26 protein-coding genes and 1 tRNA gene are annotated in these 22,804 nt (G+C 69.9%); 7 read left to right on the top strand and 20 right to left on the bottom strand.

Features of this window, described 5'->3' with window-relative positions; translation table 11 throughout:
* Positions 1 to 57 precede the first annotated feature (57 nt).
* The 7 genes from lpdA to TR49_RS25455 all read right to left on the bottom strand — a co-directional run bounded on the left by lpdA (position 58) and on the right by TR49_RS25455 (position 6,047).
* Positions 58 to 1,461, bottom strand: a complete 1,404-nt coding sequence (gene lpdA / locus TR49_RS25425) for a dihydrolipoyl dehydrogenase (protein WP_042385700.1) — start codon at positions 1,459 to 1,461, stop codon at positions 58 to 60.
* Positions 1,462 to 1,519: 58 nt separating this feature from the next.
* A complete protein-coding gene (locus TR49_RS25430) occupies positions 1,520 to 2,230 on the bottom strand; it encodes a hypothetical protein (RefSeq protein ID WP_052434628.1) in 711 nt (236 codons plus the stop codon).
* Positions 2,231 to 2,338: 108 nt separating this feature from the next.
* Complete coding sequence (locus tag TR49_RS25435; RefSeq protein ID WP_152627451.1) at positions 2,339 to 4,030, bottom strand: FHA domain-containing protein; 1,692 nt, start codon at positions 4,028 to 4,030, stop codon at positions 2,339 to 2,341.
* 36 nt (positions 4,031 to 4,066) lie between these two features.
* On the bottom strand, positions 4,067 to 4,246 hold the full coding sequence (locus TR49_RS25440) for a hypothetical protein (RefSeq protein WP_042385703.1): 180 nt from the start codon (positions 4,244 to 4,246) through the stop codon (positions 4,067 to 4,069).
* Between the two features lie 325 nt (positions 4,247 to 4,571).
* Positions 4,572 to 5,111 (bottom strand): class I SAM-dependent methyltransferase, encoded by a 540-nt coding sequence (locus TR49_RS25445; protein WP_201776225.1) that lies wholly within the window; start codon positions 5,109 to 5,111, stop codon positions 4,572 to 4,574.
* A gap of 180 nt (positions 5,112 to 5,291) precedes the next feature.
* Positions 5,292 to 5,597, bottom strand: coding sequence for a GroES family chaperonin (locus TR49_RS25450; RefSeq protein ID WP_042385844.1), 306 nt, complete (start codon positions 5,595 to 5,597; stop codon positions 5,292 to 5,294).
* A gap of 108 nt (positions 5,598 to 5,705) precedes the next feature.
* Complete coding sequence (locus TR49_RS25455; protein WP_042385706.1) at positions 5,706 to 6,047, bottom strand: DUF3618 domain-containing protein; 342 nt, start codon at positions 6,045 to 6,047, stop codon at positions 5,706 to 5,708.
* Positions 6,048 to 6,167: 120 nt separating this feature from the next.
* Here TR49_RS25455 and bcp point away from each other — a divergent pair, with 120 nt between their 5' ends.
* The gene (gene bcp, locus TR49_RS25460; protein ID WP_042385707.1) at positions 6,168 to 6,635 is read left to right on the top strand and encodes a thioredoxin-dependent thiol peroxidase; all 468 of its coding nucleotides are present in this window, start codon (positions 6,168 to 6,170) and stop codon (positions 6,633 to 6,635) included.
* Between the two features lie 57 nt (positions 6,636 to 6,692).
* On the opposite strand, the gene TR49_RS25465 is transcribed toward bcp, so the two are convergent.
* Both TR49_RS25465 and TR49_RS25470 read right to left on the bottom strand, forming a co-directional pair.
* Complete coding sequence (locus TR49_RS25465) at positions 6,693 to 9,050, bottom strand: glycosyl hydrolase family 18 protein (protein WP_042385709.1); 2,358 nt, start codon at positions 9,048 to 9,050, stop codon at positions 6,693 to 6,695.
* Between the two features lie 114 nt (positions 9,051 to 9,164).
* Positions 9,165 to 10,709: a carbohydrate binding domain-containing protein gene (locus tag TR49_RS25470; protein WP_042385710.1), complete on the bottom strand. Its 1,545-nt coding sequence runs from the start codon at positions 10,707 to 10,709 to the stop codon at positions 9,165 to 9,167.
* 258 nt (positions 10,710 to 10,967) lie between these two features.
* Here TR49_RS25470 and TR49_RS25475 point away from each other — a divergent pair.
* A tRNA-Leu gene (locus TR49_RS25475) sits at positions 10,968 to 11,051 on the top strand.
* A gap of 98 nt (positions 11,052 to 11,149) precedes the next feature.
* On the opposite strand, the gene rdgB is transcribed toward TR49_RS25475, so the two are convergent.
* From rdgB to TR49_RS25490, 3 genes are all read right to left on the bottom strand, one after another.
* Positions 11,150 to 11,752 (bottom strand): RdgB/HAM1 family non-canonical purine NTP pyrophosphatase, encoded by a 603-nt coding sequence (gene rdgB, locus TR49_RS25480; RefSeq protein WP_042385854.1) that lies wholly within the window; start codon positions 11,750 to 11,752, stop codon positions 11,150 to 11,152.
* Positions 11,753 to 11,757: 5 nt separating this feature from the next.
* A complete protein-coding gene (gene rph, locus TR49_RS25485; protein WP_042385712.1) occupies positions 11,758 to 12,483 on the bottom strand; it encodes a ribonuclease PH in 726 nt (241 codons plus the stop codon).
* Between the two features lie 179 nt (positions 12,484 to 12,662).
* Positions 12,663 to 12,896, bottom strand: coding sequence for a PTS sugar transporter subunit IIB (locus tag TR49_RS25490; RefSeq protein WP_042385714.1), 234 nt, complete (start codon positions 12,894 to 12,896; stop codon positions 12,663 to 12,665).
* 196 nt (positions 12,897 to 13,092) lie between these two features.
* On the opposite strand from TR49_RS25490, the gene TR49_RS25495 reads away from it, so the two are divergent.
* Both TR49_RS25495 and TR49_RS25500 read left to right on the top strand, forming a co-directional pair.
* Positions 13,093 to 14,340 (top strand): PTS transporter subunit EIIC, encoded by a 1,248-nt coding sequence (locus tag TR49_RS25495; protein WP_042385717.1) that lies wholly within the window; start codon positions 13,093 to 13,095, stop codon positions 14,338 to 14,340.
* Between the two features lie 140 nt (positions 14,341 to 14,480).
* Entirely contained in the window at positions 14,481 to 15,734 is a 1,254-nt protein-coding gene (locus tag TR49_RS25500) for a PTS transporter subunit EIIC (RefSeq protein ID WP_042385718.1), read from the top strand.
* A gap of 16 nt (positions 15,735 to 15,750) precedes the next feature.
* Here TR49_RS25500 and TR49_RS25505 read toward each other — a convergent pair whose 3' ends face one another.
* The 8 genes from TR49_RS25505 to clpS all read right to left on the bottom strand — a co-directional run bounded on the left by TR49_RS25505 (position 15,751) and on the right by clpS (position 20,049).
* Positions 15,751 to 16,497 (bottom strand): MBL fold metallo-hydrolase, encoded by a 747-nt coding sequence (locus tag TR49_RS25505; protein ID WP_042385720.1) that lies wholly within the window; start codon positions 16,495 to 16,497, stop codon positions 15,751 to 15,753.
* A gap of 153 nt (positions 16,498 to 16,650) precedes the next feature.
* Positions 16,651 to 16,842, bottom strand: coding sequence for a MarR family transcriptional regulator (locus TR49_RS25510; protein ID WP_042385722.1), 192 nt, complete (start codon positions 16,840 to 16,842; stop codon positions 16,651 to 16,653).
* A gap of 205 nt (positions 16,843 to 17,047) precedes the next feature.
* Positions 17,048 to 18,016 carry a PLP-dependent cysteine synthase family protein gene (locus TR49_RS25515; RefSeq protein WP_042385724.1) on the bottom strand — a complete coding sequence of 323 codons (969 nt, stop codon included), beginning with the start codon at positions 18,014 to 18,016 and terminating at the stop codon, positions 17,048 to 17,050.
* Position 18,017: 1 nt separating this feature from the next.
* Positions 18,018 to 18,296: a MoaD/ThiS family protein gene (locus TR49_RS25520; protein ID WP_042385726.1), complete on the bottom strand. Its 279-nt coding sequence runs from the start codon at positions 18,294 to 18,296 to the stop codon at positions 18,018 to 18,020.
* 137 nt (positions 18,297 to 18,433) lie between these two features.
* Positions 18,434 to 18,538 carry a putative leader peptide gene (locus tag TR49_RS46810; RefSeq protein WP_369405340.1) on the bottom strand — a complete coding sequence of 35 codons (105 nt, stop codon included), beginning with the start codon at positions 18,536 to 18,538 and terminating at the stop codon, positions 18,434 to 18,436.
* A gap of 128 nt (positions 18,539 to 18,666) precedes the next feature.
* Positions 18,667 to 19,089, bottom strand: coding sequence for a M67 family metallopeptidase (locus tag TR49_RS25525; RefSeq protein WP_042385728.1), 423 nt, complete (start codon positions 19,087 to 19,089; stop codon positions 18,667 to 18,669).
* A gap of 44 nt (positions 19,090 to 19,133) precedes the next feature.
* Entirely contained in the window at positions 19,134 to 19,700 is a 567-nt protein-coding gene (locus TR49_RS25530; RefSeq protein ID WP_042385729.1) for a DUF2017 domain-containing protein, read from the bottom strand.
* 10 nt (positions 19,701 to 19,710) lie between these two features.
* Entirely contained in the window at positions 19,711 to 20,049 is a 339-nt protein-coding gene (gene clpS, locus TR49_RS25535) for an ATP-dependent Clp protease adapter ClpS (protein WP_042385858.1), read from the bottom strand.
* Between the two features lie 107 nt (positions 20,050 to 20,156).
* Here clpS and TR49_RS25540 point away from each other — a divergent pair, with 107 nt between their 5' ends.
* The 3 genes from TR49_RS25540 to TR49_RS25550 all read left to right on the top strand — a co-directional run bounded on the left by TR49_RS25540 (position 20,157) and on the right by TR49_RS25550 (position 22,778).
* Positions 20,157 to 21,470, top strand: a complete 1,314-nt coding sequence (locus tag TR49_RS25540) for a nicotinate phosphoribosyltransferase (protein WP_174501604.1) — start codon at positions 20,157 to 20,159, stop codon at positions 21,468 to 21,470.
* Positions 21,471 to 21,595: 125 nt separating this feature from the next.
* On the top strand, positions 21,596 to 22,189 hold the full coding sequence (locus TR49_RS25545; protein ID WP_042385731.1) for a nicotinamidase: 594 nt from the start codon (positions 21,596 to 21,598) through the stop codon (positions 22,187 to 22,189).
* A gap of 331 nt (positions 22,190 to 22,520) precedes the next feature.
* Complete coding sequence (locus tag TR49_RS25550) at positions 22,521 to 22,778, top strand: hypothetical protein (protein ID WP_042385733.1); 258 nt, start codon at positions 22,521 to 22,523, stop codon at positions 22,776 to 22,778.
* Positions 22,779 to 22,804 lie beyond the last annotated feature (26 nt).

Raw genomic sequence — 22,804 nt, forward strand, 5'->3', positions numbered from 1 at the left:
GGCGCGGAGCCATCGGCTCCGCGCCCTCCGTGTCGGACCGTCCGCCCGCCTGACGGGTCAGAAGTTGATCATGTGCCCCGCCAGGCCGTGGATGGCCTCCTTGACGGCCTCGCCCAGGGTCGGGTGGGCGTGGACGTTGCGCGCCACCTCGTTGACCGTCAGGTCCCACTGCTGGGCCAGGGTCAGCTCCGGCAGCAGCTCGGTGACGTCCGGGCCGATCAGGTGGGCGCCGAGGAGCTCGCCGTACTTGGCGTCAGCGATGATCTTGACGAAGCCGCCCGGCTCGCCGATGCCGTGGGCCTTGCCGTTGGCGGTGAACGGGAACTTGGCGACCTTGACGTCGTAGCCCTGCTCGCGCGCCTGCGCCTCGGTCCAGCCGAAGCTGGCGATCTGCGGCTGGCAATAGGTGGCCCGCGGGATCATCACGTACTCCAGCTCCATGGTCTCCGCGTCGCCGATGGTCTCGGCGGCGATGATGCCCATGGACTCGGCCGCGTGAGCCAGCATCAGCTTGGCCGTCACGTCACCGATCGCGAAGATGTGCGGAACGCTGGTGCGGCAGCGGGAGTCGATGTCGATGGCGCCGCGCTCGGTCAGCCGCACGCCGGTGTTCTCCAGGCCGTAGCCGGTGACGCGCGGGGCGAAGCCGATGGCCTGCAGCACCTTGTCGGCCTCCAGCACCTGCTGGGCGCCGTCCTTGCCGGTGACGGTGACGCGGACCTTCTCGCCGCTGTCGTCGATGGAGTCGACGCGGGTCGAGGTCAGCACCTGGATGCCGAGCTTGCGGTAGCGCTTGGCCAGCTCCGCGGAGACCTCGGCGTCCTCGAGCGGGACCATCCGGTCGAGGAACTCGACGATGGTGACCTTGACGCCGTAGTTGTGCAGCACGTAGGCGAACTCGACGCCGATCGCGCCGGCGCCGGCGATGATGATGCTCTCGGGCAGGGAGTCGCTGAGGATCTGCTCCTCGTAGGTGACCACGCGGCTGCTGAGCTGCGTGCCCGGCAGCAGGCGGGTGGTCGCCCCGGCGGCGATGATGCAGTGGTCGAAGGTCAGGGTCTCGGTGCCACCCTCGACGAGGGCGACCTGCAGGGTGTTGGCGTCGACGAAGGTGCCGCGGCCCTGGAGCTGCCGGATCTTGTTCTTCTTCATCAGGAAGTGGACGCCCTTGACGCGACCGTCCGCGACCTGGCGGCTGCGCTCGAACGCCGCCTTGTAGTCGAAGCTCACCTTGCCGTCGACACGGATGCCGAAGGTGTCGGCCTCCTGGGTGAACAGGTGCGCCAGCTCGGCGTTGCGCAGCAGCGCCTTGGAGGGGATGCAGCCCACGTTCAGGCAGACCCCGCCCCAGTACTTCTCCTCCACGATCGCCGTGGTCAGACCCAGCTGCGCGGACCGGATCGCGGCCACGTAACCACCGGGGCCGGCCCCCAGCACCACCACATCAAAGTGCTCACTCATGCCCCGGACTCTACGCCCAACCGGGACCCTCCACCCGGGCTGTGATCGACGAAACAGCTCAGAGCTGGGAGTGCGACCAGTCGACGGACTGCGGGGGCACCACCGGCGTGCCGACATCCAGCTGGATGTCCTCGTGCGGCTGGAGCGTGATGGTCCGCGGGTCGCCGTTGAACACCTTGCCGTTCACGTAGGCGGTGACGTGTCCGCCGGCCGGCCCGACCTGGCCCGTGGACAGCGGCTGCTTCCAGATGTCGAAGAACTGGCCGAGCGTGTACTGCTTCTGCGTCGGGGACTCGACGTGGATGATGCCGTCCTGCGCATGGGTGTGCAGCCAGTAGTAGCACTGGCTCGCAGACACGAAGGTGCTCCCGCTCACGGTCTGCGGCACCGGTTCGACCACGCCGATGCCGTACGGGACGCTGCGCTGCTGCCCGTTCACGTAGACCGCCAGGTGGGAGTGGATGTGGTAGGCCACCTGCTCGCTGGCGTCGCAGGAGATGCCGTCCACGGTCTGCCCGCTCGCGGCGGAGCTCACCGACGCCAGCTGCTGCCCGCTCTGCAGGGCGATGCCCTCCGGGCCCAGCCCGGACGAGCTGGAGGAGCTCGGGAAGTTCACCACGATCACCGCGACGATCCCGCCCACGATGACCACAGCGCCCGCGGCGAGCAGCACCCTCCGCCTGCGCTCGGCACGCCGCGCGGCCGCCCGCTGCGCCTCGACCTTGGCCCGGACGCCGCGACGGTCGGACCCACCTCCGCCCGTGGACATATCTCCAGCGTGGACGCCCCGCCCCCGCCCCGCCACCGCAGCCGCACCCGCCCACCGGGCGTCTGAGCCGCCGCACCGGCTCGCGCCCGGCCTGGTGGAAACACGTTGTCACACGACGACGAAATGGTAGGGCCCGATCGTCAGCTCGGCGCCGAAGTCGAGTTCGTACTCGCCGACGGTCAGCGGCTTGCCGCTCAGCGTGATGTTCTTCCCCAGGACGATCAGCCTGGCTTTGCCGGTCGCACCAAGACCGATTTCCGCTGCTTTGCGGGAGACCTTCGTGTGCTGGAGCTGCAGGTCCGCGTCCGCCGCCCGGCCGATCGTGACCGTGGTGCCGGAGAGGAGCTCGACCCGGACACGTTCCGGAGCGTCGCCGGCGTCATTCTTCACGTACTTGAGCATCACCGGGGGCGGAGGCGAGTAGGGCGGGCTCTGCGTCGGCGACGCGATCTCGGTCGAGTAGGAGTCCGCGTCGGCCAAGGCGTCCCAGAGCTTCACCGTGTGCGAGGCGACTCCCTCTTCCAGGCTGGTGATGTACTGCTCGAAGTCGTCGTCGTCCGCATACTGGACCAACAGCGCCTTGACCTGCGTCTCGCTGTAGCCGAGCTTCTCGACGATGCGCTGTAGGCCGCGGTAGGTCGTACCGGCCCAGTAGCCGCCGAGGTGCTGGTTGAAGACGAGTTTGAATCCCGCGTTGTTCACCACGGTCAGCGTCATCCAGCAGGCGAAGCAGGGCCGCTTGCCACCGGCCACCTGGGCGCCGCCCTTGAATCCGGACAGGACGAGCGTGTATGCCAGGTTCTGTTCGGCGTGCGAACACGTGGTGACGGTCTTGCCACCGCTCTCGTAGGCGTCCACCGCGATGATCCGCCCTCGGTAGGCGTCATCGTGGATGAGAGCGGCCACGTCGGCGGGCGCGCCACCCTTGACGATCTTCGTCTCCTCGACCATGGTGTCGCGCAGCGTCGCCAGGATGGCGGCGACGGCCTCGCTTTGGTCCGGATACTGGCTGACGTCCATGACGATCTGGGAGAGGCGCTTCATCCCGCGGACCTCCGCGTCGGACGCGTCGTCGGCGTCGTCGGCCGCGAGCGCGACCGAGACCTCGCCGATCCGGCGTTTCTTGGCGTCGAAGTAGCCGCTGTCCCCGTCCTTGGTTCGCTCCGCCTCCTTCGCGAGGACCTTGTCGAGCTCGAGGCTGCACAGCTGGGCGACGGCGGCGGCTTCGTTGGCGCTCACCAGGATCCGGCCGTTGACGACCATGGCCTCGATCTCCTGGGTGTTGACCGTGACGGCGTCGATCAGCACCTGGGACAGCTGGCCGAGCAGCTGCATGGCCCGGTCACCCACCTTGATCCGGGAGCCGGACGCGGTGACCTCGTCCAGCCACCTGCCCTTCTGCTTGACGCTGCCCGGCTTCATTCCGAGGTCCTTCGCCTCGGTGTCCATACCGTCCTTGACCGACGCCATGGTCGGCTTCTTCCTGCGCTTGCCCGTGTCCGGGGAGGGCTTCGGGGCCGGCAGGCTCGAACTCGAGGCCACGGTCCCGTAGGCCTGCGCGTAGGGGGCGAAACCCGGGCGACTGTCGGGGTCGTCCAGGTAACTCCTCAGGTCGTCGGCCAGCTTGTCGGCTCGTCGGTTGATGACGTCCATGACCGAGGAGGTCATGACGGGCAGGATCCGCGGCACCCCTGACGACTCGTCGTCCGACAGGTCGTCCCCGGAGGGCCTGGCCGGTCGGGCGGCCGCTGATGACGTCCATTGCGACGCGTCGTCCGAGCCCTTGTCCTTGGGTTGCATCGCCACTCCTCGACTAGGAAATCGCCGTCGGGCACCTCAACCGGCCTGGCCGTCCATGCTCACCAGGACCCGCTGGTCGAACAGCCTCTCCACCTCGGCGTCCGGGACCTCCTCGGCAGGAACGCCCGCCGCCCTCAGATCCGGGATGGCTGCCCCCACCGCCGCCGCCCTGTCCCGGACCAACCGCGCCAGCTCCTGCTCGGCCACATCGACCACCGCACCACCCGGATCCGTGCCGTCCTGTCCGGCTCTACCGTCCGGCGCCCGGACATCCGGAATGGGCGGCGCCGCCGTCGACGAGCCACTCCCCGAGCACCTCGACGTTCTCGCGCTCCAAGGACATGCGAGCCTCCCCTCCCCGTCCGGTCTCCTACGCCACGTTAGAACCCCGTCGGGGGCAGCGCTTTGCCCGATCCGGCAGGCTTTTACGCAGACCTCGCCGCAGCTCGCGGCCACGCCCCGCCCCCGCCGCCGGGGTGTGCAGCGGCCCCGTCGGCGGCGGGCCGGCGGGGCCGAGGAGCAGTCGTAGGAGGTTCCCCGGCTAGGCTCGGCTCAGGATCCAGACACCGTAGTCGTCATTCGCGGGGTGCAGTTGGTAGGTGCCGGACCGCAGGTCGACGCGCAGCCCGACGGCGGTCAGATCCGCTTCGAACTCCGCCACCGTGTACTCCCGGGCATGCGGAGGGCGACCCTTCAGGTGGAACCCGACCAGAATCCGGCCCTTCTCGGCGAGCACGTCACGCATGGCCGCCAACGCCACACGTTCCGTACCCTCGGCCAGGTAGACCATGACGTTGCCAACGCAGACGACCAAGTCGAACGGGCCGTCGTCGGGGCCGAGGCCGAGGATGTCCCGTTCCTCGATCGGTAGGCCGGGGTAGGTCTCCCGGGCCTGTCGAACCAGCACCGCGTCAGGCTCGATCGCGACCACCCTGTGCCCACGCTGAAGAAGCGCAGCAGCCACCCGGCCCATGCCCGCGCCGGCGTCGAGCACACGGGCGCCACGCGGCAGGAGCGTGTCGGCGAGCCGGGCCTCACCCTCGACGTCCTCACCGGCCGCGATGAGTTCGGCGAACCGCATACCGTAGTTCGCACTGTGCCCCGACTCCTGCCAGCGGGTCGGCCGCTTCGTCATGGGCGTGCGCCTTCCGTGCGGGGCACGGCGCGCCCGGGGCGATCATGGTTCATGCCTCGCATCCTACGGCGAGGCCGAACCCGGGCCATCGGTCGGCGAACCCCCACGCGGAGAGCAGGTCTGTCGCTAGAGGTACAGGCCCGTGCTGGTGCCGTCCGCGTCGCTGACCCGCTCGGAGGCGACCGCGTGGATGTCGCGCTCGCGCAGCAGCACGTAGATCGTGCCGCGCACCTCGACCTCCGCGCGGTCCTCCGGGTCGTACAGGACCCGGTCCCCCGGCTCGATGCTGCGCACGTTCTGGCCCACCGCGACCGCTTCCGCCCACGCGCATCGCTTGGAAAGCTCGGCGGTGGCCGGGATCAGGATGCCGCCGGTGGAGCGGCGCTCGCCCTCCGGGCCCTCGGTGCGGACCAGGACGCGGTCGTGCAGCATCCGGATCGGCAGCTTCTCGCCGAAGGATGAGTCGTGCTTCTTGCTCACAGTCCCGTCCGCCACAGTCTCGTCCGCGTTCACGCCTGAAACCGTACAGGCAGCCGATGGCTACTTCTTGCGGCGGATCAGCACGAGGCCGACCACGACCGCGCCGGCCACCGCCGCCACCGGGATGATCCGGTCCTTGCGCGGCTGCCCCTTCTCGTTCACGAACTGCGCCCGGAGCTGTTCGACGCCCCGGTTCACGGCGACGTAGGCCTGACCCACGGTCCGGTCCACCGTCGCCCTGGCCTGGGCCTTCGCCTGGTTCATGAGGGTGGAGGGGTGGACGGCCACGGCCAGCTCGTCGAGCGTGGCCGCGAGCTGCGCGCGCGTGCGGGCGATGTCCGCCTCGATCTGGGCCGCGCTCCGCCTGTCCCGGCTCTCGTCCCTGGTGCTGACCTCGCCCACGAGGACACCCTCTCTCGCTCGCTCGCCGACTGCTACTGCTCTTGGACAGTCTGTCAGGTCGCGCGCGGCCGTGCGCAGCGGCACCCCGCAACAGAGGGCCCCGGGCGGTACCGTCGCCGTATGAGTGCCCGACTTTCACCCGGCGACGCCGCTCCCGCCTTCACCCTGCCCGACGCGGACGGCAAGTCCGTCTCCCTCGCCGACCACCTCGGTCGCAAGGTCATCGTCTACTTCTACCCGGCCGCACTGACGCCGGGCTGCACCAAGCAGGCGTGCGACTTCACCGACAACCTGGACGTGCTCGCGGAGGCCGGCTACGACGTCATCGGCGTCTCCCCCGACAAGCCCGAGAAGCTGGCGAAGTTCCGCGAGAAGGAGCACCTCAAGGTCACCCTGGTGGGCGACCCCGAGAAGGAGGTGCTGCAGGCGTACGGCGCCTTCGGCGAGAAGACGATGTACGGCAAGACCGTCACCGGCGTGATCCGCTCCACCTTCGTCGTCGACGAGCAGGGCAAGGTCGAGCACGCCTTCTACAACGTGCGGGCGACCGGCCACGTCGCCAAGCTCATCAAGGACCTGAAGATCTGATCGCGCACGCGGAAAGGCCCCGGCGGAAGCCGGGGCCTTCCGTTCTTCGGCGCCTGGTTACTGCATCGAGCTGTTCATGGCGTTGATCAGCGTGCCGGAGGCGTCGTCGCCCTCGAAGGAGAAGGCGAAGATGCCGCCGAGGCCGTTCGTGGTGGCGTACTGGCCGCGGGCGGTGATCGCCTGCGGGGTGTCACCGGTGTAGAAGTTGGTGCCGTCGTAGATCCACGAGCTCTGCGTGGTCGGGTCCCAGTGGACCGTCGAACCGCTGGTCAGGCCCTTGGCGGCCAGTTCCTTCCAGTCGGCGATGCCCGCCTCCTGGGTGTAGGTCTGCGCCGGGCTCGCGCCGGTCGCCGACTGGTACAGGCCGTAGTCGCTGCCGGCCGGGACGCCGGTCCAGCCACGGAAATAGAACGGGACGCCGAGCACCAGCTTGGAGGCGGGGAAGCCGCCGGTGATGCCGTAGGCGGAGTCACCCGTGGTGTACGCCTTGATGGTCTCGTCGATGTTGTACTTCGCGGTTCCCGGGGCGATCGGGTTGCTCGGGTCGGCGGAGGTGTCGTGCAGCGGGTCCTGGAGGTTGGTCGGACCGGTCGAGTCCCAGGCGCCGTGCATGTCGTAGGTCATCAGGTCGCCGTAGTCCAGGTACTTGGAGATGGCGGCCGGCTGGATCAGCGAGATCTTGTCCTGGCCGGAGGGCAGGGCGGCGGTCAGCATGTAGTGCTTGCCGACCGTCGCGCCGTAGGCGTCCAGCTCGCTGCGGAACTCGGCCAGCAGCGCGGTGTAGTTCGCGGTGTCGGCGGCCGAGTAGTGGTTGCCGGTGTGGCCGCCGGCCGACGCCGGGTACTCCCAGTCGATGTCGATGCCGTCGAACAGGCCGGCCGCCGAGCCGGTGCCGCCGGAGGCGTCACCCGAGACGTTCGTCGGCAGGTTGCCCTTGATGAACATGTCGAGGCAGGAGGAGACGAACTTCTTGCGCGACGCGTCGGTGGCGGCCACGTCGGAGAAGTACTTCGAGTAGGTCCAGCCGCCGATGGAGAGGTTGATCCGCAGGTTCGGGTACTTCGCCTTCAGCTCGCGGAGCTGGTTGAAGTTGCCCTTGATCGGCTGCGACCAGGTGTCCGAGGTGCCGTCCACCGAGATGTCCGAGGTGTAGGACTTCTGGTAGTCGGCGAAGGCGTCGCCCGCGCCGTCACCGGCGTTCGGGTCCGACTCGTTGGTGGAGTCCGAGGCCTTGACCGTCTCGAAGCAGGTCAGGTTGGTGGGGTCGATGTTCTCGAAGGCGTAGGTGACGACCTTCATGTTCGCCGCCGCGCCCGAGGTGCCCACGTTCTTCGGGTAGTAGGCGTTGCCGTAGATCGACCACTGGTCGAAGTAGGCGGACTTCATCGCGCCCGACGGCGCCGCGCCCGTGGTGACGGTGATCGGGGTGGACTGGGCGGAGGCGTGGCCGTCCTTGTCGTAACCCTGCACGGTGAAGGTGTAACTGGTGTTCGGCAGCAGCGAGCTGACCGTCACCGACGGGCCCATGGCCGTGGCCATCAGGTTGGCGCCGCTGTAGACGTGGTAGCCGGGGGTGTCGCCGGTCTGCGAGTTGTCCGTCGAGGCGCTCCAGGTGAGCGTCACGGCGTTGTTGGTGACCTTGGCGGAGATCCCGCCCGGGGTCGAGACCAGGCCGTCGCCGCCGGGGGCGGTGCCGCCGCCGCTGGTGGACGTGGGGCTCGGGGACGGGCTGGCGGAGGCGCTCGCGGACGGGCTCGCCGAGGTCGCGGACGCGGAGGGCGACGCGCTGGTCGGCGAGGCCGACGGGCTGGCGCTGGTCGCGCTCGCGGACGGCGAGGCGGAGGTCGGGGACGCGGACGGGCTGGTGGTGCCGCCGCCCGGGCCGGTGAGGGAGACGTCGTCGGCGTAGTAGGTGCCCTGGCCGTACCAGCCGTGCGTGTAGACCTGCACCGAGGTGGTGGACGCCCCGGTGGTGAAGCTCGTGGAAAGCTGGCCGTAGCTGCTGTTGGACGGCGTCCAGGTGCTGGCGGTGACGCCGGTGCCGGTGGCGCCGAGGTACACGTAGGCGCCCTGCACGTAGGCGGAGAGCGTGTAGGTGGTGTTCGGCTGCACCGCGACCGTCTGCGTGCACTGCGCGTTGTCGCTGGCGCTCGCCGCGCCCTGGAGGGCGTGGGCGCCGCCGTGCACCGGGGACGCGACCACGGAGTCCAGCGTGGAACAGGACCAGCCGGTCAGGTTGCCGCTCTCGAAGTCGCCGTTGGTCAGCAGGTTGGTGGCGGCCGCGCTGGCGCCGGTCAGGCCGGCGGCGAGCGCGACCGTGCCGGCCACCAGGGCGGTGGCGGTCACCAGCGCGGTGGTGCGCCGTGACCTCCGCTCCGGAATCGCGGGTCGTGGGGGCAGGGCACGCTGGTGCATGGAGTGACTCCGTGGGTCGTGGGGGTGGGTGGTGCGTGGTGCTGTGCTGGCCACCCGCGCCGGGGTGTGGGGCCCTCCGGCGCGGGTGGGGACTCGTGACGGACTGAAGCGGCGTCAGCCGTTGTACTGCGTGAGGATCTTCGTGAAGTCGTAGGGGTTCTGCGTCACGCTGGAGCAGGCCCCGTCGGCCCAGTAGTGCACGACGCTCGGGTCGCAGGCGCGGTCGCGGTTGACGTCCCAGTAGGAGAACGCGGCGGCGTGGTTGGCCTGGAGGTAGCCGAGCAGGTCGGTGAAGGTCGACTGCGTGTAGAGCTCGCTGGGCTGGTCGGTGTGACCGTTCATCAGCTGCACCGACAGGTGTGCCCACGCGGTCGCGGCGCTCCAGCCGTACAGCGTCTGCAGCTGCTGGACGGTGTCGGCGGCGACGGTCTCCGCGGCGGCGGTCTGGGTGCCGCTGGTGAGGCCGAAGTCGAAGTCCATCAGGTTGACCCGGTCGATCCGGGCGCCGTCGTTGACGGCCTGCTGGATCTCGTCCCGCCCGGTGAGCGGGAGGCCGACGGTGGTTGCCGGAATGGTCAGCGTGACGCTCAGGTTAGGGTTCGCGGCCTCCAACTGCTTGATGGCGCCCCAGCGGACGGCCATGTTGGAGTCGAGCGCGGTGTTCTCCCAGTCGAGGTCGATCCGCTTCAGGTTGTACTTGGTGACGACCTGCTGGTAGGCGGCGGCCAGGGCGGAGCTGCTGCCGCAGGACGAGCCGAGCTCGGTCCCGTTGTAGCCGCCGAAGGAGACGGCGACGTCGCCGCCGGCGGCCCGGATCGCGCTGATGTCGGCGGCCACGGCGGTGTCGGACGAGACGGGCGTGCTCGCGTTGCCGCCCCAGGCGGGCGTGCAGCCACCGGAGTCGAGCACGAACGCGAGGTTGAACTGGTTCTCGCCGGAGCCGGAGAGGATGTCGGAGATCGCCTGCGGCGAGTTGTCCAACGGCATGAAGTAGACCGGGTGGTGGAATCCCGTGTCGACGGGCGGCGGGGTGGTCCCGGTGCTGCTCGGGCTGGGGGTCGGGCTGGCGCTCGCACTCGCGCTGGGGCTGACGCTGGGGCTGGTGGAGGCGCTCGCGCTGGGCGAGGGGGTTCCGCCGCCGCTCGGCGCGGGGCCGGTCAGCGACAACTGATCGGCGCCGAAGGTGCCCTGGCCGTACCAGCCGTGGACCCACACCGTCACCGAGCTGGTGTTCGCGCCGGTGGTGAAGGTGGTCGACAGGGTGCTCCAACTACTCGCGCCCGGCGTCCAGGTGCTGGTGTCGGTGGTCCCGGTGCCGGTGTCGCCGAGGTAGACGTAGTTCCCCTCGACCTGGCCGGACAGGGTGTACGTCGAGTTGGGGACGACGGCCACGGTCTGCGAGCACTGCGCGTCGTCCTGCCCCGCGGGCGTCCCGGAAAGGGCGTAACTCCCGGCGGCGACAGGGCTGCTGACCACCTTGTCGTTGGCGCTGCAGCTCCACCCGCTCAGATCGCCGGTCTCGAACCCGCCGTTCGCCACCAACTGCCCGCTCGCTGCCTGCGCGGCCCCGCCGACCAACGCCAGCCCACCGACCCCGAGCAGCCCGGCGGTACACGCCGCAAGCACGGCCTTGACTCGTATGGGACGTCTGTCTTCCATGCCTGCTGCCTCCGCGAGGTATCGACTGCGCCCGCAGATAAATTGGCCTGGACCAACCCCGACCGTCAAGACCCTATTTGGCAACGTGTCACTTAAGCGCACTTAAGGTTCACCGAACAGGCAGTTCAGAGCCATGGTGCCCAAAACTGGCCTAGTCCTATTGGTCTCAACCACAGGGCGGCGGCCACGCCGGTGCGACCATCTGGAGCACGGCCTCGAAGACAGCGGCCACTGCGGATGAGTACCATGTCCCTGCACGCGGCTGTGGCGAAGCAGGCAGACGCGCCAGGTTTAGGTCCTGGTGGTGGAGACACCGTGAGGGTTCGAATCCCTCCAGCCGCACGGACGATTCACCTTCATATCGAAGGCCCGCCCCGAGTCTCTCGGAGCGGGCCTTCGCGCGTTGTGCGTCCTGCGCCGTTGTGTCGCGCGGTCGGGGCTCAGACCAGCAGGTCGCGGAGGATCGGGGTGAGGGCGCGGAAGGCCTCGCCGCGATGGCTGATGGCGTTCTTCTGGTCCGGCGTCAGTTCCGCGCAGGTGACGCTGTAGCCGTCGGGCTGGAGGATCGGGTCGTAGCCGAAGCCGAAGGAGCCGACGGGCTCGAAGCGGAGGGTGCCGCGGAGGCGGCCCTCGACGACGCGCTCCTCGCCGTTCGGGAGGGCGAGGGCCGCCGCGCAGGCGAAGTGGGCGCCGCGGTGGGGGTCCGCGATGTCGGAGAGCTGGGCGAGCAGCAGCTCCAGGTTGGCGCGGTCGTCGCCGTGGCGGCCGGCCCAGCGGGCCGAGAAGATGCCGGGGGCGCCGCCCAGGACGTCGACGCAGAGGCCGGAGTCGTCGGCGACGGCCGGCAGGCCGGTCGCGCGGGCGAGCGCGTGCGCCTTCAGCAGGGCGTTCTCCGCGAAGGTCACGCCGGTCTCCGCGACATCCGGCACCTCGGGGAACGCGTCCGCGCCGACGAGGTCGACCTCGAGCCCGGCCGCGCCGAGGATCGCCCGCAGCTCGCCGACCTTGTGGGCGTTGCGGGTCGCCAGGACCAGCTTGCGCATGTCGCTCACCCCTCCAGGGCCTTGCGCTGGATCGCGTCCAGCTCGGCGCAGCCCAGCTGACCGAGGTCCAGCAGTTGGTTCAGCAGATCGCGGTCGAAGGGCGCGCCCTCGGCGGTGCCCTGGACCTCGACGAAGCTGCCGTCGCCGGTGCAGACGATGTTCATGTCGGTGTCGGCGCGGACGTCCTCCTCGTAGCAGAGGTCCGTCATCGGCACGCCGTCGATGATCCCGACACTGACGGCGGAGACCGCGCCGACGATCGGCTCCGCCTTCGCCCGGGTGATCTTCTTGGCCTGCGCCCAGCGGACCGCGTCGACGAGCGCGACGTAGGCACCGGTGATCGCCGCGGTGCGGGTGCCACCGTCGGCCTGCAGGACGTCGCAGTCGAGGGCGATGGTGTTCTCCGACAGCGCGCGCAGGTCGATGACGCCGCGCAGCGAGCGGCCGATCAGGCGGCTGATCTCGTGGGTGCGGCCGCCGATCTTGCCGCGGACGGACTCGCGGTCACTGCGGGTGTTGGTCGAGCGGGGCAGCATCGCGTACTCCGCGGTCACCCACCCCTCGCCGCTGCCGCGCCGCCAGCGCGGGACGCCCTCGGTGACGCTGGCGGTGCACAGCACCTTGGTGTCTCCGAAGGAGACCAGGACAGAGCCCTCGGCGTGCTTGCTCCATCCGCGTTCGATGGTGATGGGACGGAGCTGTTCGGGGCTGCGGCCGTCGATGCGAGTCATGGCACCGACCCTACCGAAAGCGGCGCTGCGAGATTTGACCGATATACGCCGGCCACCGGAAGACGCCGGTGGCCCGTCCCCGTGAGTGCGCACGGGGACGGGCCACCGGTGTTCGTACCCCTCCGATCGGAGGAGCAGTCCCCGGACGGGCCGAGCGAGGCCGACGGATCGTCAGCGCGTCACATCATGTCCTCGATGTCGGCGGCGATCGGGTCGGCGTCGGTGCCGATGACGACCTGGATGGCGGTGCCCATCTTGACCACCCCGTGCGCCCCCGCGGCCTTCAGCGCGGCCTCGTCGACCAGGGAGGGGTCGTGGACCTCGGTGCGAAGGCGGGTGATGCAGCCTTCGACCTCTTCGATGTTGTCGATGCCGCCGAGTCCCGCGACGATCTTCTCAGCCTTCGTGGCCATCTGGTCTCTCCTGTTCTGGGCGGGGAGCACCAGTTTTAGGGGTGCTGTCCCAATCTGTCGCGTTAACGCACTAATGGCTTAACTTCGCGCGCGAAGATCACCAAGCCGTCCGAGGATGTGCACTGACGGGCACCCTCATACCTAAATGGTCTACACCACTTGTCGGTCCTGGCCAAACGCGGGGAGAAGAGTCGCGATGAGTTCGGCGCAGCCCGTCACGGGACCCACCGCCTGGCAGCGGTTCTACAGCGGTCTGCAGAAGATGGGCCGCAGCCTTCAGCTGCCCGTGGCGGTCCTCCCGGCCGCCGGGATCCTGAACCGCCTCGGCCAGCCGGACGTCTTCGGGGACCAGGGGCTGGACTGGGACAACGTCGCCAAGGTCTTCGACGCGGCCGGCGGCGCGCTGCTCGGCCCCTACATCGGCCTGCCGCTGCTCTTCTGCGTCGGCGTCGCCATCGGGATGGCCAAGAAGGCGGACGGCTCGACCGCGCTCGCGGCCGTAGCCGGCTTCCTGGTCTACCGTGCCGTCCTCGACGCCTTCCCGACCAAGGACGGCCTGGCCAACCATCTCCCCTATCCGGGCCAGAACCCGGGCGTCCTCGGCGGCATCCTGCTCGGCCTGTTCACGGCCTTCCTGTGGCAGCGGTACCACCGCACCAGGCTTCCGGACTGGCTCGGCTTCTTCAACGGCCGCCGCCTGGTCCCGATCATCATGTCCGGCGTGGGCCTGCTCCTGGCCGTCGTCTTCATCGGCCTGTGGCCGCCGATCGGCCGCGGCCTCGACCACTTCAGCACCTGGCTGACCAGCCTCGGCTGGCTGGGGTCCGGCATCTTCGGCGTCGCCAACCGCCTGCTGCTGGTGATCGGCATGCACCAGCTGATCAACACCTACGTGTGGTACCAGTACGGCACCTGGCACTACCAGGGCCAGGTCTACCAGGGCGACATCCCGCGCTTCCTGCACCACGACCCCAGCGCGGGCATCTTCACCACCGGCTTCTTCCCGATCATGATGTTCGCCCTCCCGGCCGCCGCGCTGGCCATGGCCCACTGTGCCAAGCCGAGCCGCCGCAAGGAGGTGACCGGCATGATGGTCTCGCTGGGCCTCACCTCGATGATCACCGGCGTCACCGAGCCGATCGAGTTCTCCTTCGCCTACCTCGCGCCCGTCCTCTACGGCATCCACGCCCTGCTCACCGGCATCTCGATGGCCGTCACCTGGGCCCTCGGCGTGCACGACGGCTTCACCTTCTCCGCCGGCCTGATCGACTACGCGCTCAACTGGAACCTGGCCACCAAGCCCTGGCTGATCCTCCCGGTCGGCTGCGTCTTCGCGATCGTCTACTACGGCCTGTTCCGCTTCGCGATCACCAGGTTCGACATCAAGACCCCTGGTCGCGAGGACGACGCCGACGAACTGGAGGCCGCCAACATCCGAGACTGACCCCCGCAGGACGGGGATTGCGCATAACATCACAACTCCGACACGGAATCCTTCACTCCGGTAAAGCCGTGCTAAGAATGGTCTACACCACGTGGTCTAAACCACCGTGGGTGGGGACCATTACTTCGTTAGGGAACACCATGAGCGCAACCACCGCTGTCCCGGTGGCCCCCGCAAAGAAGCGGGGCTCGGGCGTCTTCGCCGGCCTTCAGAAGGTGGGCCGCAGCCTCCAGCTGCCCGTGGCGGTGCTGCCGGCCGCGGGCCTGCTGATGAGCCTTGGCAACCTGACCAGCACCTACGGTCACGGTGCCTTCTGGACCAAGACCTCGGCCGTGCTGCTCGGCGCCGGCGGCGGCATCCTGGACGCGAAGCTCGGCCTGCCTCTGCTGTTCTGCATCGGTGTCGCGATCGGGTTCGCCAAGAAGTCGGACGGCTCGACCGCGCTCGCGGCGGTCGCGGGCTTCCTGGTCTACCACAGCACCCTGGCCGCCTTCCCGATCGACGGCTCGGTGACCGCGGCCAACCCGGCCGGCAACCCGCAGAACCCCGGCGTGCTCGGCGGCATCCTGATGGGCCTGATCACCGCCGTCGTGTGGCAGCGCTACCACCGCACCCGGCTGGTCGACTGGCTCGGCTTCTTCAACGGCCGCCGTCTGGTCCCGATCCTGATGGCCTTCATCGGCACCGCACTGGGCATCGTGTTCGGCCTGGCCTGGCAGCCGGTCGGCGACGCGCTGGGCAGCTTCAGCAGCTGGCTGATCGGCCTCGGCGCGGTCGGCGCGGGCGTGTTCGGCGTCGCCAACCGTCTGCTGGTGCCGATCGGCATGCACCAGTTCGTCAACACCTTCGTCTGGTTCCAGGCCGGCTCCTACACCCACGGCGGGTCGACCTACCAGGGCGACCTGACCCGGTTCATGCACGGCGACCCGACAGCCGGTCAGTTCATGAGCGGCTTCTTCCCGATCATGATGTTCGGCCTGCCGGCCGCAGCGCTCGCCATCGCGCACTCGGCCCGGCCGGAGCGCCGCAAGGCCGTGATGGGCATGATGATCTCCGTCGGCCTGACCTCGTTCGTCACCGGCGTGACGGAACCCATCGAGTTCGCCTTCATGTTCCTGGCGCCGGTGCTCTACGTCATCCACGCGCTGCTGACCGGCCTGTCGATGGCCGTCACCTGGGCGCTGGGCGTGCACGCCGGCTTCAACTTCTCCGGCGGTCTGATCGACTACGTCGCCAACTACCACATGGGCCAGAAGCCCTGGCTGATCATCCCGATCGGCCTGTGCTTCGCCGTCGTCTACTACGTGGTGTTCCGCTTCGCCATCGCGAAGTTCGACATCAAGACGCCGGGCCGTGAGGACGACGACGAGCTCGAGGAACTCACCAAGGCGTAAGCCGGGTGACCCCGCCTCAGATCTCGTACACCGCGCCCGGTCGAGCCAGCTCGACCGGGCCGTCGTACGTCCCGGCGGCGTCGGCGGCATTGCGCTCCGGGTCCGTCCACGGCGGGATGTGGGTCAGCACCAGGCGGCGCACGCCCGCCGCCGTCGCCAGCTCTCCGGCCTGGCGGCCGTTGAGGTGGACGTCGGCGAACTCCTCCTTGCCGTGCGTGTACGCGGCCTCGCAGAGCAGCAGGTCCGTGCCCCGGGAGAGGTCGACCAGCTGGTGGCAGGGGCCGGTGTCGCCGGTGTAGACGAAGGAGCGGCCGTCGTGCTCGACGCGGAAGCCGTAGGCCTCGACCGGGTGGGCCACCTGGGTGGCGGTGATCGTGAAGGGGCCCAGCTCGAAGGTGCCCTCGACGAGTGTGCGGAAGTCGAAGACGCCCTTCATGCCGGGCTCCTCGTCCATGTCGTACGCGCGGGCCAGCCGCTCGGCGGTGCCGGCGGGGCCGTGGACGGGGAGCAGCTCGGGGCAGCCCTCGAAGCGGTAGTTGCGGGCGACGTAGTAGGCCAGCAGGTCGATGCAGTGGTCCGGGTGCAGATGGCTCAGCACCACCGCGTCCACGTCGTAGAGCCCGGTGTGGTTCTGCAACGCGCCGAGCGCGCCGTTGCCCAGGTCGATCACGACCTTGAAGCCCTCGGCCTCGACCAGGTAGCAGGAGCAGGCCGACTCAGCCGAGGGAAAGCTCCCGGAGCTCCCGACAACCGTCAGTTTCATGCCGCGCCCTCCGCAAGCTCACATCCACGGCTCCGTTGCCGTGAGGTCGTGAGGTCGTGAGCTACGAGGGTACGGCGGGGGGCGGGCCCGAAGGTCCGCCCGCCGGGCCGGTTGTGTTCGGAATCACCAGGAAGGGGGCCGCGGTTTTCGCGCTCATCGACGGTTGTGCGGACGGCGTCGCACCCACGCTCGGATCGTCTCGGGATACCACCGCGGCTGACCGAACGGGGTCACCACGTCCGGTGCCGGAAGAATGCCCTGCCGGCGGTAGGACTTGACCGTCTCTGGCTGCACACCGATGTGCGCGGCGATCTCCCGGTAGGACCACAGCTCCGTGGCGCTCATGCGGGGCCTCCTCCGTCGTGCGCGGAACAGCGGCTGGACTGCGTGGAATCCAGCGTTTTCCGGCCCAACGAGAGGAAGCTCCCGGCATCGGGGGCTGTGGGCGTTCTGTAACGGTTTCATGGCAGGAAACGGACAAAGAATCCCGGACCATCACAGTCTTTGCAGACGGGGACGTCTTTGCCCGTCGTAGGCCGAGCCCCCCGGATCAGGCCCAGAGCTGGCCCTGGAGCGCCTCGACCGCCTGCTCCGTCGTCTCCGCCGTGTAGATGCCGGTGGACAGGTACTTCCAGCCGCCGTCCGCCACGACGAAGACGATGTCCGCCCGCTCGCCCGCCTTCGCGGCCTTGCGGCCGACGCCGATCGCGGCGTGGACGCCGCAGCCGGTGGAGATGCCCGCGAAGATGCCCTCGAGCTGCAGCAGCTCACGCGTGCGGCGCACCGCGTCGGCGCTGCCGACGCTGAAGCGGGTGGTGAGGACCTCTGCGTCGTAGAGCTCCGGGACGAAGCCCTCGTCGAGGTTCCGCAGCCCGTAGATGAGGTCGTCGTACCGCGGCTCGGCGGCCACGATCTGGATGCCGGGCACCTTCTCCCGCAGGAACCGGCCGACGCCCATCAGGGTGCCCGTGGTGCCGAGGCCGGCGACGAAGTGGGTGACGCTCGGCAGGTCAGCCAGGATCTCCGGGCCGGTGCCGGCGTAGTGGGCGCCGGCGTTGTCCGGGTTGCCGTACTGGTAGAGCATGACCCAGTCCGGGTGTTCCGCCGCCAGCTCCTTGGCCACCCGCACCGCGGTGTTGGAGCCACCGGCCGCGGGCGAGGAGATGACCTCCGCGCCCCACATGCGCAGCAGCTCGCGCCGCTCCTCGCTGGTGTTCTCGGGCATGACGCAGACCATGCGGTAGCCCTTGAGCTTCGCGGCCATGGCCAGCGAGATACCGGTGTTGCCGCTGGTGGGCTCCAGGATGGTGCAGCCCGGGGTGAGCCGGCCGGCCGCCTCGGCCTGCTCGATCATGTGCAGGGCCGGGCGGTCCTTGACCGAGCCGGTCGGGTTGCGGTCCTCCAGCTTGGCCCAGAGACGTACGAGACCCGCCTCGTTGCCCGGCACGGTCGCGCTCAGGCGCGGCAGGCCGACGAGAGGGGTGTTGCCGACGGCGTCGAGGGGGGTGTCGTACTTCATGTCAGCGCGCGCCGCCGGCGACGGCGGGCAGGATGGTGACGCTGTCGCCCGCGGCGACCTCGGTGTTGATCCCGGCGAGGAAGCGGACGTCCTCGTCGTTCAGGTAGACGTTCACGAAGCGGCGCAGCTCGCGTCCGTCGACGAGACGCTCGCGCAGGCCCGGGTGGCGCACGTCGAGGTCGGAGAAGAGGGCGTCCAGGGTCGCGCCGCTGCCCTCGACGGCCTTGGCGCCGTCGGTGTAGGTGCGGAGGATGGTCGGGATGCGGACCTCGATGGCCATGGCTGGGCTCCAGGAGTGGTCTCGGTGGGAGAGGCGAAGCAGGGCTGTGCGGCGGCGCGCGGTCTGCGGGGGCCGAGCGCGCTGGCGTCGGCGGTCGTCAGGTCGCGTTCGACCGTGGGACGACGCCGCGGCGGGGCTCAGGCGGCTGGACAGATGGCGCTGGCGAGGCGGCACAGGTCGACGTGCAGCCGCGCGACGAGGCGGATGCCGGGCGCGTGAGGGCTCATGTCGACGGAACGCATGCAGGCATCGTATAGATTCCCGGCCCCCGAACGGGATCCCCGTCCCACAGCACGGACGAAACCGTCCCGTATCCCGGAACACCGGAGGGCCTGGCGGTCTCCGCCGGGCCCTCCGCACCCCCGTCCGTTCAAGCCCCGACGACCTCGACGTCTTCCTCTGTGATCACACCGTCCACAATGCGATACGAGCGGAACTGGAACGGCCCCTCCTCGTTGCCGCACTCGGCGGTGGAGACGAGCACGTAGTGGGCGTTCGGCTCGGACGCGTAGGACACGTCGGTGCGCGAGGGGTAGGCCTCGGTCGCGGTGTGGGAGTGGTAGATCACGACGGGCTCCTCGTCGCGGTCGTCCATCTCGCGGTACAGCTTCAGCAGGTCACCCGAGTCGAACTCGTAGAACGTGGGCGAGCGCGCGGCGTTGAGCATCGGGATGAAGCGCTCGGGGCGGCCGGCGCCGACGGGACCGGCGACCACGCCGCAGGCCTCGTCGGGGTGGTCGGCGCGGGCGTGGGCGACGATCGCGTCGTGCAGTTCGCGGGTGATGGTCAGCATGGGCCCAAGGATAGGCAGGGCGCCGGACCGGCTGGATCAGCCGGTCAGACCATCGTCTCCAGCAGGGACTCCTGGAGTCCCCCCAGCCACAGGTAGGCCATCACCATCGGCTTGCGCGGGTCCTCGTCCGGGAGGGCGTAGAGGGAGTCGTCGTCCTCCGAGACGTCCAGCCGGGTGCCCAGGGTGAGCCGGAGGTCGTTGAGTGCGCCGAGTGCCCTGCGGCAGCCCTCGGCGTCCAGGCGGACCACCGGGCGGCCCTTGCGGTCCTCCTCCGCCGCGTCGATGGCGCGGACCACCGCGAAGGCGTCGTCGCGCTTGCGGGCGCGCAGGTCGTTCTCGGTGTAGCGGCGGAACTCCGACGAGTGCTCCGCCGCCTCGGGGCCCTCGCCGTACGCGTCCGGGAACAGGCGCGCCAGCGCCGGGTCGGCCGGAGGTTTCGTGGGGCCCTCGGCGAACAGCGCGGCGAGCGGATCCTCGGGGGCGTCCTCCCCGGGGCCCGGGCCGATCAGTTCGAGCATCTGCACCATGAGGCTGCGCAGAATGGATGCCTCGACCGGGTCGAGGGTGAGCTGCGCGCCCCCGCCGTGGGCGCGCTTGAACAGACCGGTCATCGATCGCCCGTCACTTGTCGTGCTGCAGCGTGGCCCAGAGCCCGAAGCCGTGCATCGCCTGGACGTCGCGCTCCATCTCCTCGCGGGTGCCGCTGGAGACCGTCGCGCGGCCCTTGTGGTGCACGTCGAGCATCAGTTGACGGGCCTTCTCCTTGGGATAGCCGAAGTACGTCTGGAAGACGTAGACGACGTAGGACATCAAGTTAACAGGGTCGTTGTGCACGATCGTCACCCAGGGGACGTCAGGGTCGGGCACCTGGAAGGGCGCCGACTCCGATTCGGTGCGCTCGATCTCCACCGGCGCGACGCTCACGACTGCAACCCCTCGACGACGACCACTCCTGTCCATGTCCATGCTGCCATCCGGGCGACCCCGAAGCGATCCGGAACCCGTCCGGGTGATCGTGTCCGAAGAGAAATCGTCAAAGTGACGAGATGGGGGATACGATGATGTCCATGGATGCTGCAACGGCGTCGACCGCCCTGCTCACCGACCGCTACGAGCTGACCATGCTGCAGGCTGCCCTGCGCAGCGGTGCGGCGCAGCGGCACTCCGTCTTCGAAGTCTTCACCCGCCGCCTGCCGGACGGCCGCCGCTACGGGGTGACCGCCGGCGTCGGGCGCGTGCTGGACGCGGTCGAGAACTTCCGCTTCTCCCCCGCACAGCTGGGCTGGCTCGCCGACCAGCAGGTCGTCGACGAGGAGACGCTGCGCTGGCTCGCCGACTACCGCTTCCGCGGCGACATCCGCGGCTACGGCGAGGGCGAGTGCTACTTCCCGGGCTCCCCGATCATGGTGGTCGAGGGCAGCTTCGCCGAGGCGGTGATCCTGGAGACGGTCGTCCTGTCGATCCTCAACCACGACTCCGCGATCGCCGCGGCGGCCTCGCGGATGGCCGCGGCCGCCGGGGACCGTCCGGTGATCGAGATGGGCGCCCGGCGCACCCACGAGCGCGCCGCCGTGTCCGCGGCCCGCGCCGCCTACGTCGCGGGCTTCGGCGCCACCTCCGACCTGCAGGCCGGCTTCGAGTACGGCATCCCGACCACCGGGACGGCCGCCCACGCCTTCACCCTGCTGCACGACACCGAGCGGGACGCCTTCACCGCCCAGATCGAGTCCATGGGCCGCGGCACCACCCTCTTGGTGGACACCTACGACCTGACCGAGGCGGTCCGCACCGCGATCGAGGTGGCCGGGCCGGATCTGGGCGCGGTCCGGATCGACTCCGGCGACCTGCTGATGCTGGCCCACCGGGTCCGCCGCCAGCTGGACGAGCTGGGTGCGGTGAAGACCCGGATCGTGGTCACCAGCGACCTGGACGAGTACGCCATCGCCGCCCTGGCGGCCGCACCCGTCGACGCCTACGGGGTCGGCACCTCGCTGGTCACCGGCAGCGGTCAGCCGACCTGTTCGATGGTCTACAAGCTGGTCGCCCGTGCGGGCGCAGGCGATCCGGACGCGCCGCTGGTGCCGGTCGCCAAGCGCTCGGCCGGTGCCAAGGCCAGCCGCGGCGGCGCCAAGTGGGCGGCGCGGCGGCTGGACGCCGACGGCGTGGCCGAGGCCGAGGTCGTCGGCACCGGCCCCGTCCCGCCGGAGCTGCGGGAGAACCTGCTCCACCGCGAGCTGGTCCGGGGCGGCGAGGTCGTCGGCCGCGAGCCGCTGACCGGAGCCCGCGAGCGTCACCTCCGCTCTCGCGGCCAACTCCCGCTGTCCGCAACGCAGTTGTCACGCGGAGAGCCGGTCGTGCCGACGGAGTACGTCAGCGGCTGAGGGCACGGACGGGGCGCGCGAAGGTTGACACGCGAACATTGCGTCGCGGCCACCCCTCGCGCAATCCCCCGCCCCATCCCTACGCTGCTGCCAACACAGGGGAAACGCCGAGGAGAGTCACCGCCATGCGCCGGGCACTGATCATCGTGGACGTGCAGAACGACTTCTGCGAGGGCGGCAGCCTGCCGGTCGGCGGCGGCGCCGAGGTGGCGGCCGCCATCACCGACCTGGTCGCAGAGAGCACCGGCGGCTACGACCACGTGATCGCCACCCGTGACCACCACATCGACCCCGGCGCGCACTTCTCCGCGAACCCCGACTTCCGCGCCAGCTGGCCGGTCCACTGCGTCGCGGGCACCGAGGGCGTCGGCTTCCACCCCAACTTCGCACCCGCCGTGACGTCCGGCGCGGTCGAGGCGGTCTTCGACAAGGGCGCGCACGCGGCCGCCTACAGCGGCTTCGAGGGCTTCAACGAGAACGGCGTCGGGCTCGCCGACTGGCTGCGCGCCCACCAGGTGACCGAGGTCGACGTGGTCGGCATCGCGACCGACCACTGCGTGCGCGCCACCGCGCTGGACGCGGCGCGCGAGGGCTTCACCACTCGAGTGCTGCTCGACCTGACGGCGGGCGTGGCCAAGGCCACGACGGAGACGGCGCTCACCGAACTCCAGGCCGCGGGTGTGGCGTTGACCGGCACGCCGGTCGTCCTGCCCGGCTGAGCCGAGGCGGACCCGCGACGACGGGTCCGCCGCCAAGGCTGACCGAAGGTTGAGCCAGGCTTAAGGACAGGCGGACAGCATCCCAACTCCGGGCCGCGTCAGTGTGCGTGAGCCCGTGCGCCCCCCTGTGCTCCCTCCCCGGTGGTTAGGCTGGGCTAACCGGCACATGCACCGGGTATCTGCCGTACCGGGGCAGCTCTGCGAGCACGAACCGCCCCACCGCACCGCACAGTTCGACACCCGACAACGAGTCCCCGCTCGAACTCTCCCCCGGCGGGCCCCGATCGATCCGTGGCTGGCCCGCAGTCCCGAAGCGAAGGACGGAACAGCCATGCCACGTCTGACGGTATCCCAGCTCGCCCTCGGCACCGCGGCCGTCGTCGGCGCCACGGTCGCCCTGCTGGCCCTCTCCGGCGCGCGGAGCACGCCGGAGATCCTGCTGCTCGCCATGGTCGCCCTCGCGGCCGGCGTCTTCGCCGCGATCCGACGGGTGCGGCCGCGCGGTGCGGCGCGCACGTCCCGCGTGGTGGCCAAGGGGCAGGCTCCCGCGATGGAGACCCTCCCGGAGCCGGAGCGCGTGCCACGTTGACCCTTGCGCCGCGGCGCCCGCACGCC

It is taken from the genome of Streptacidiphilus melanogenes (assembly GCF_000787835.1).
In the GTDB taxonomy this organism is placed as follows: Bacteria; Actinomycetota; Actinomycetes; order Streptomycetales; family Streptomycetaceae; genus Streptacidiphilus; species Streptacidiphilus melanogenes.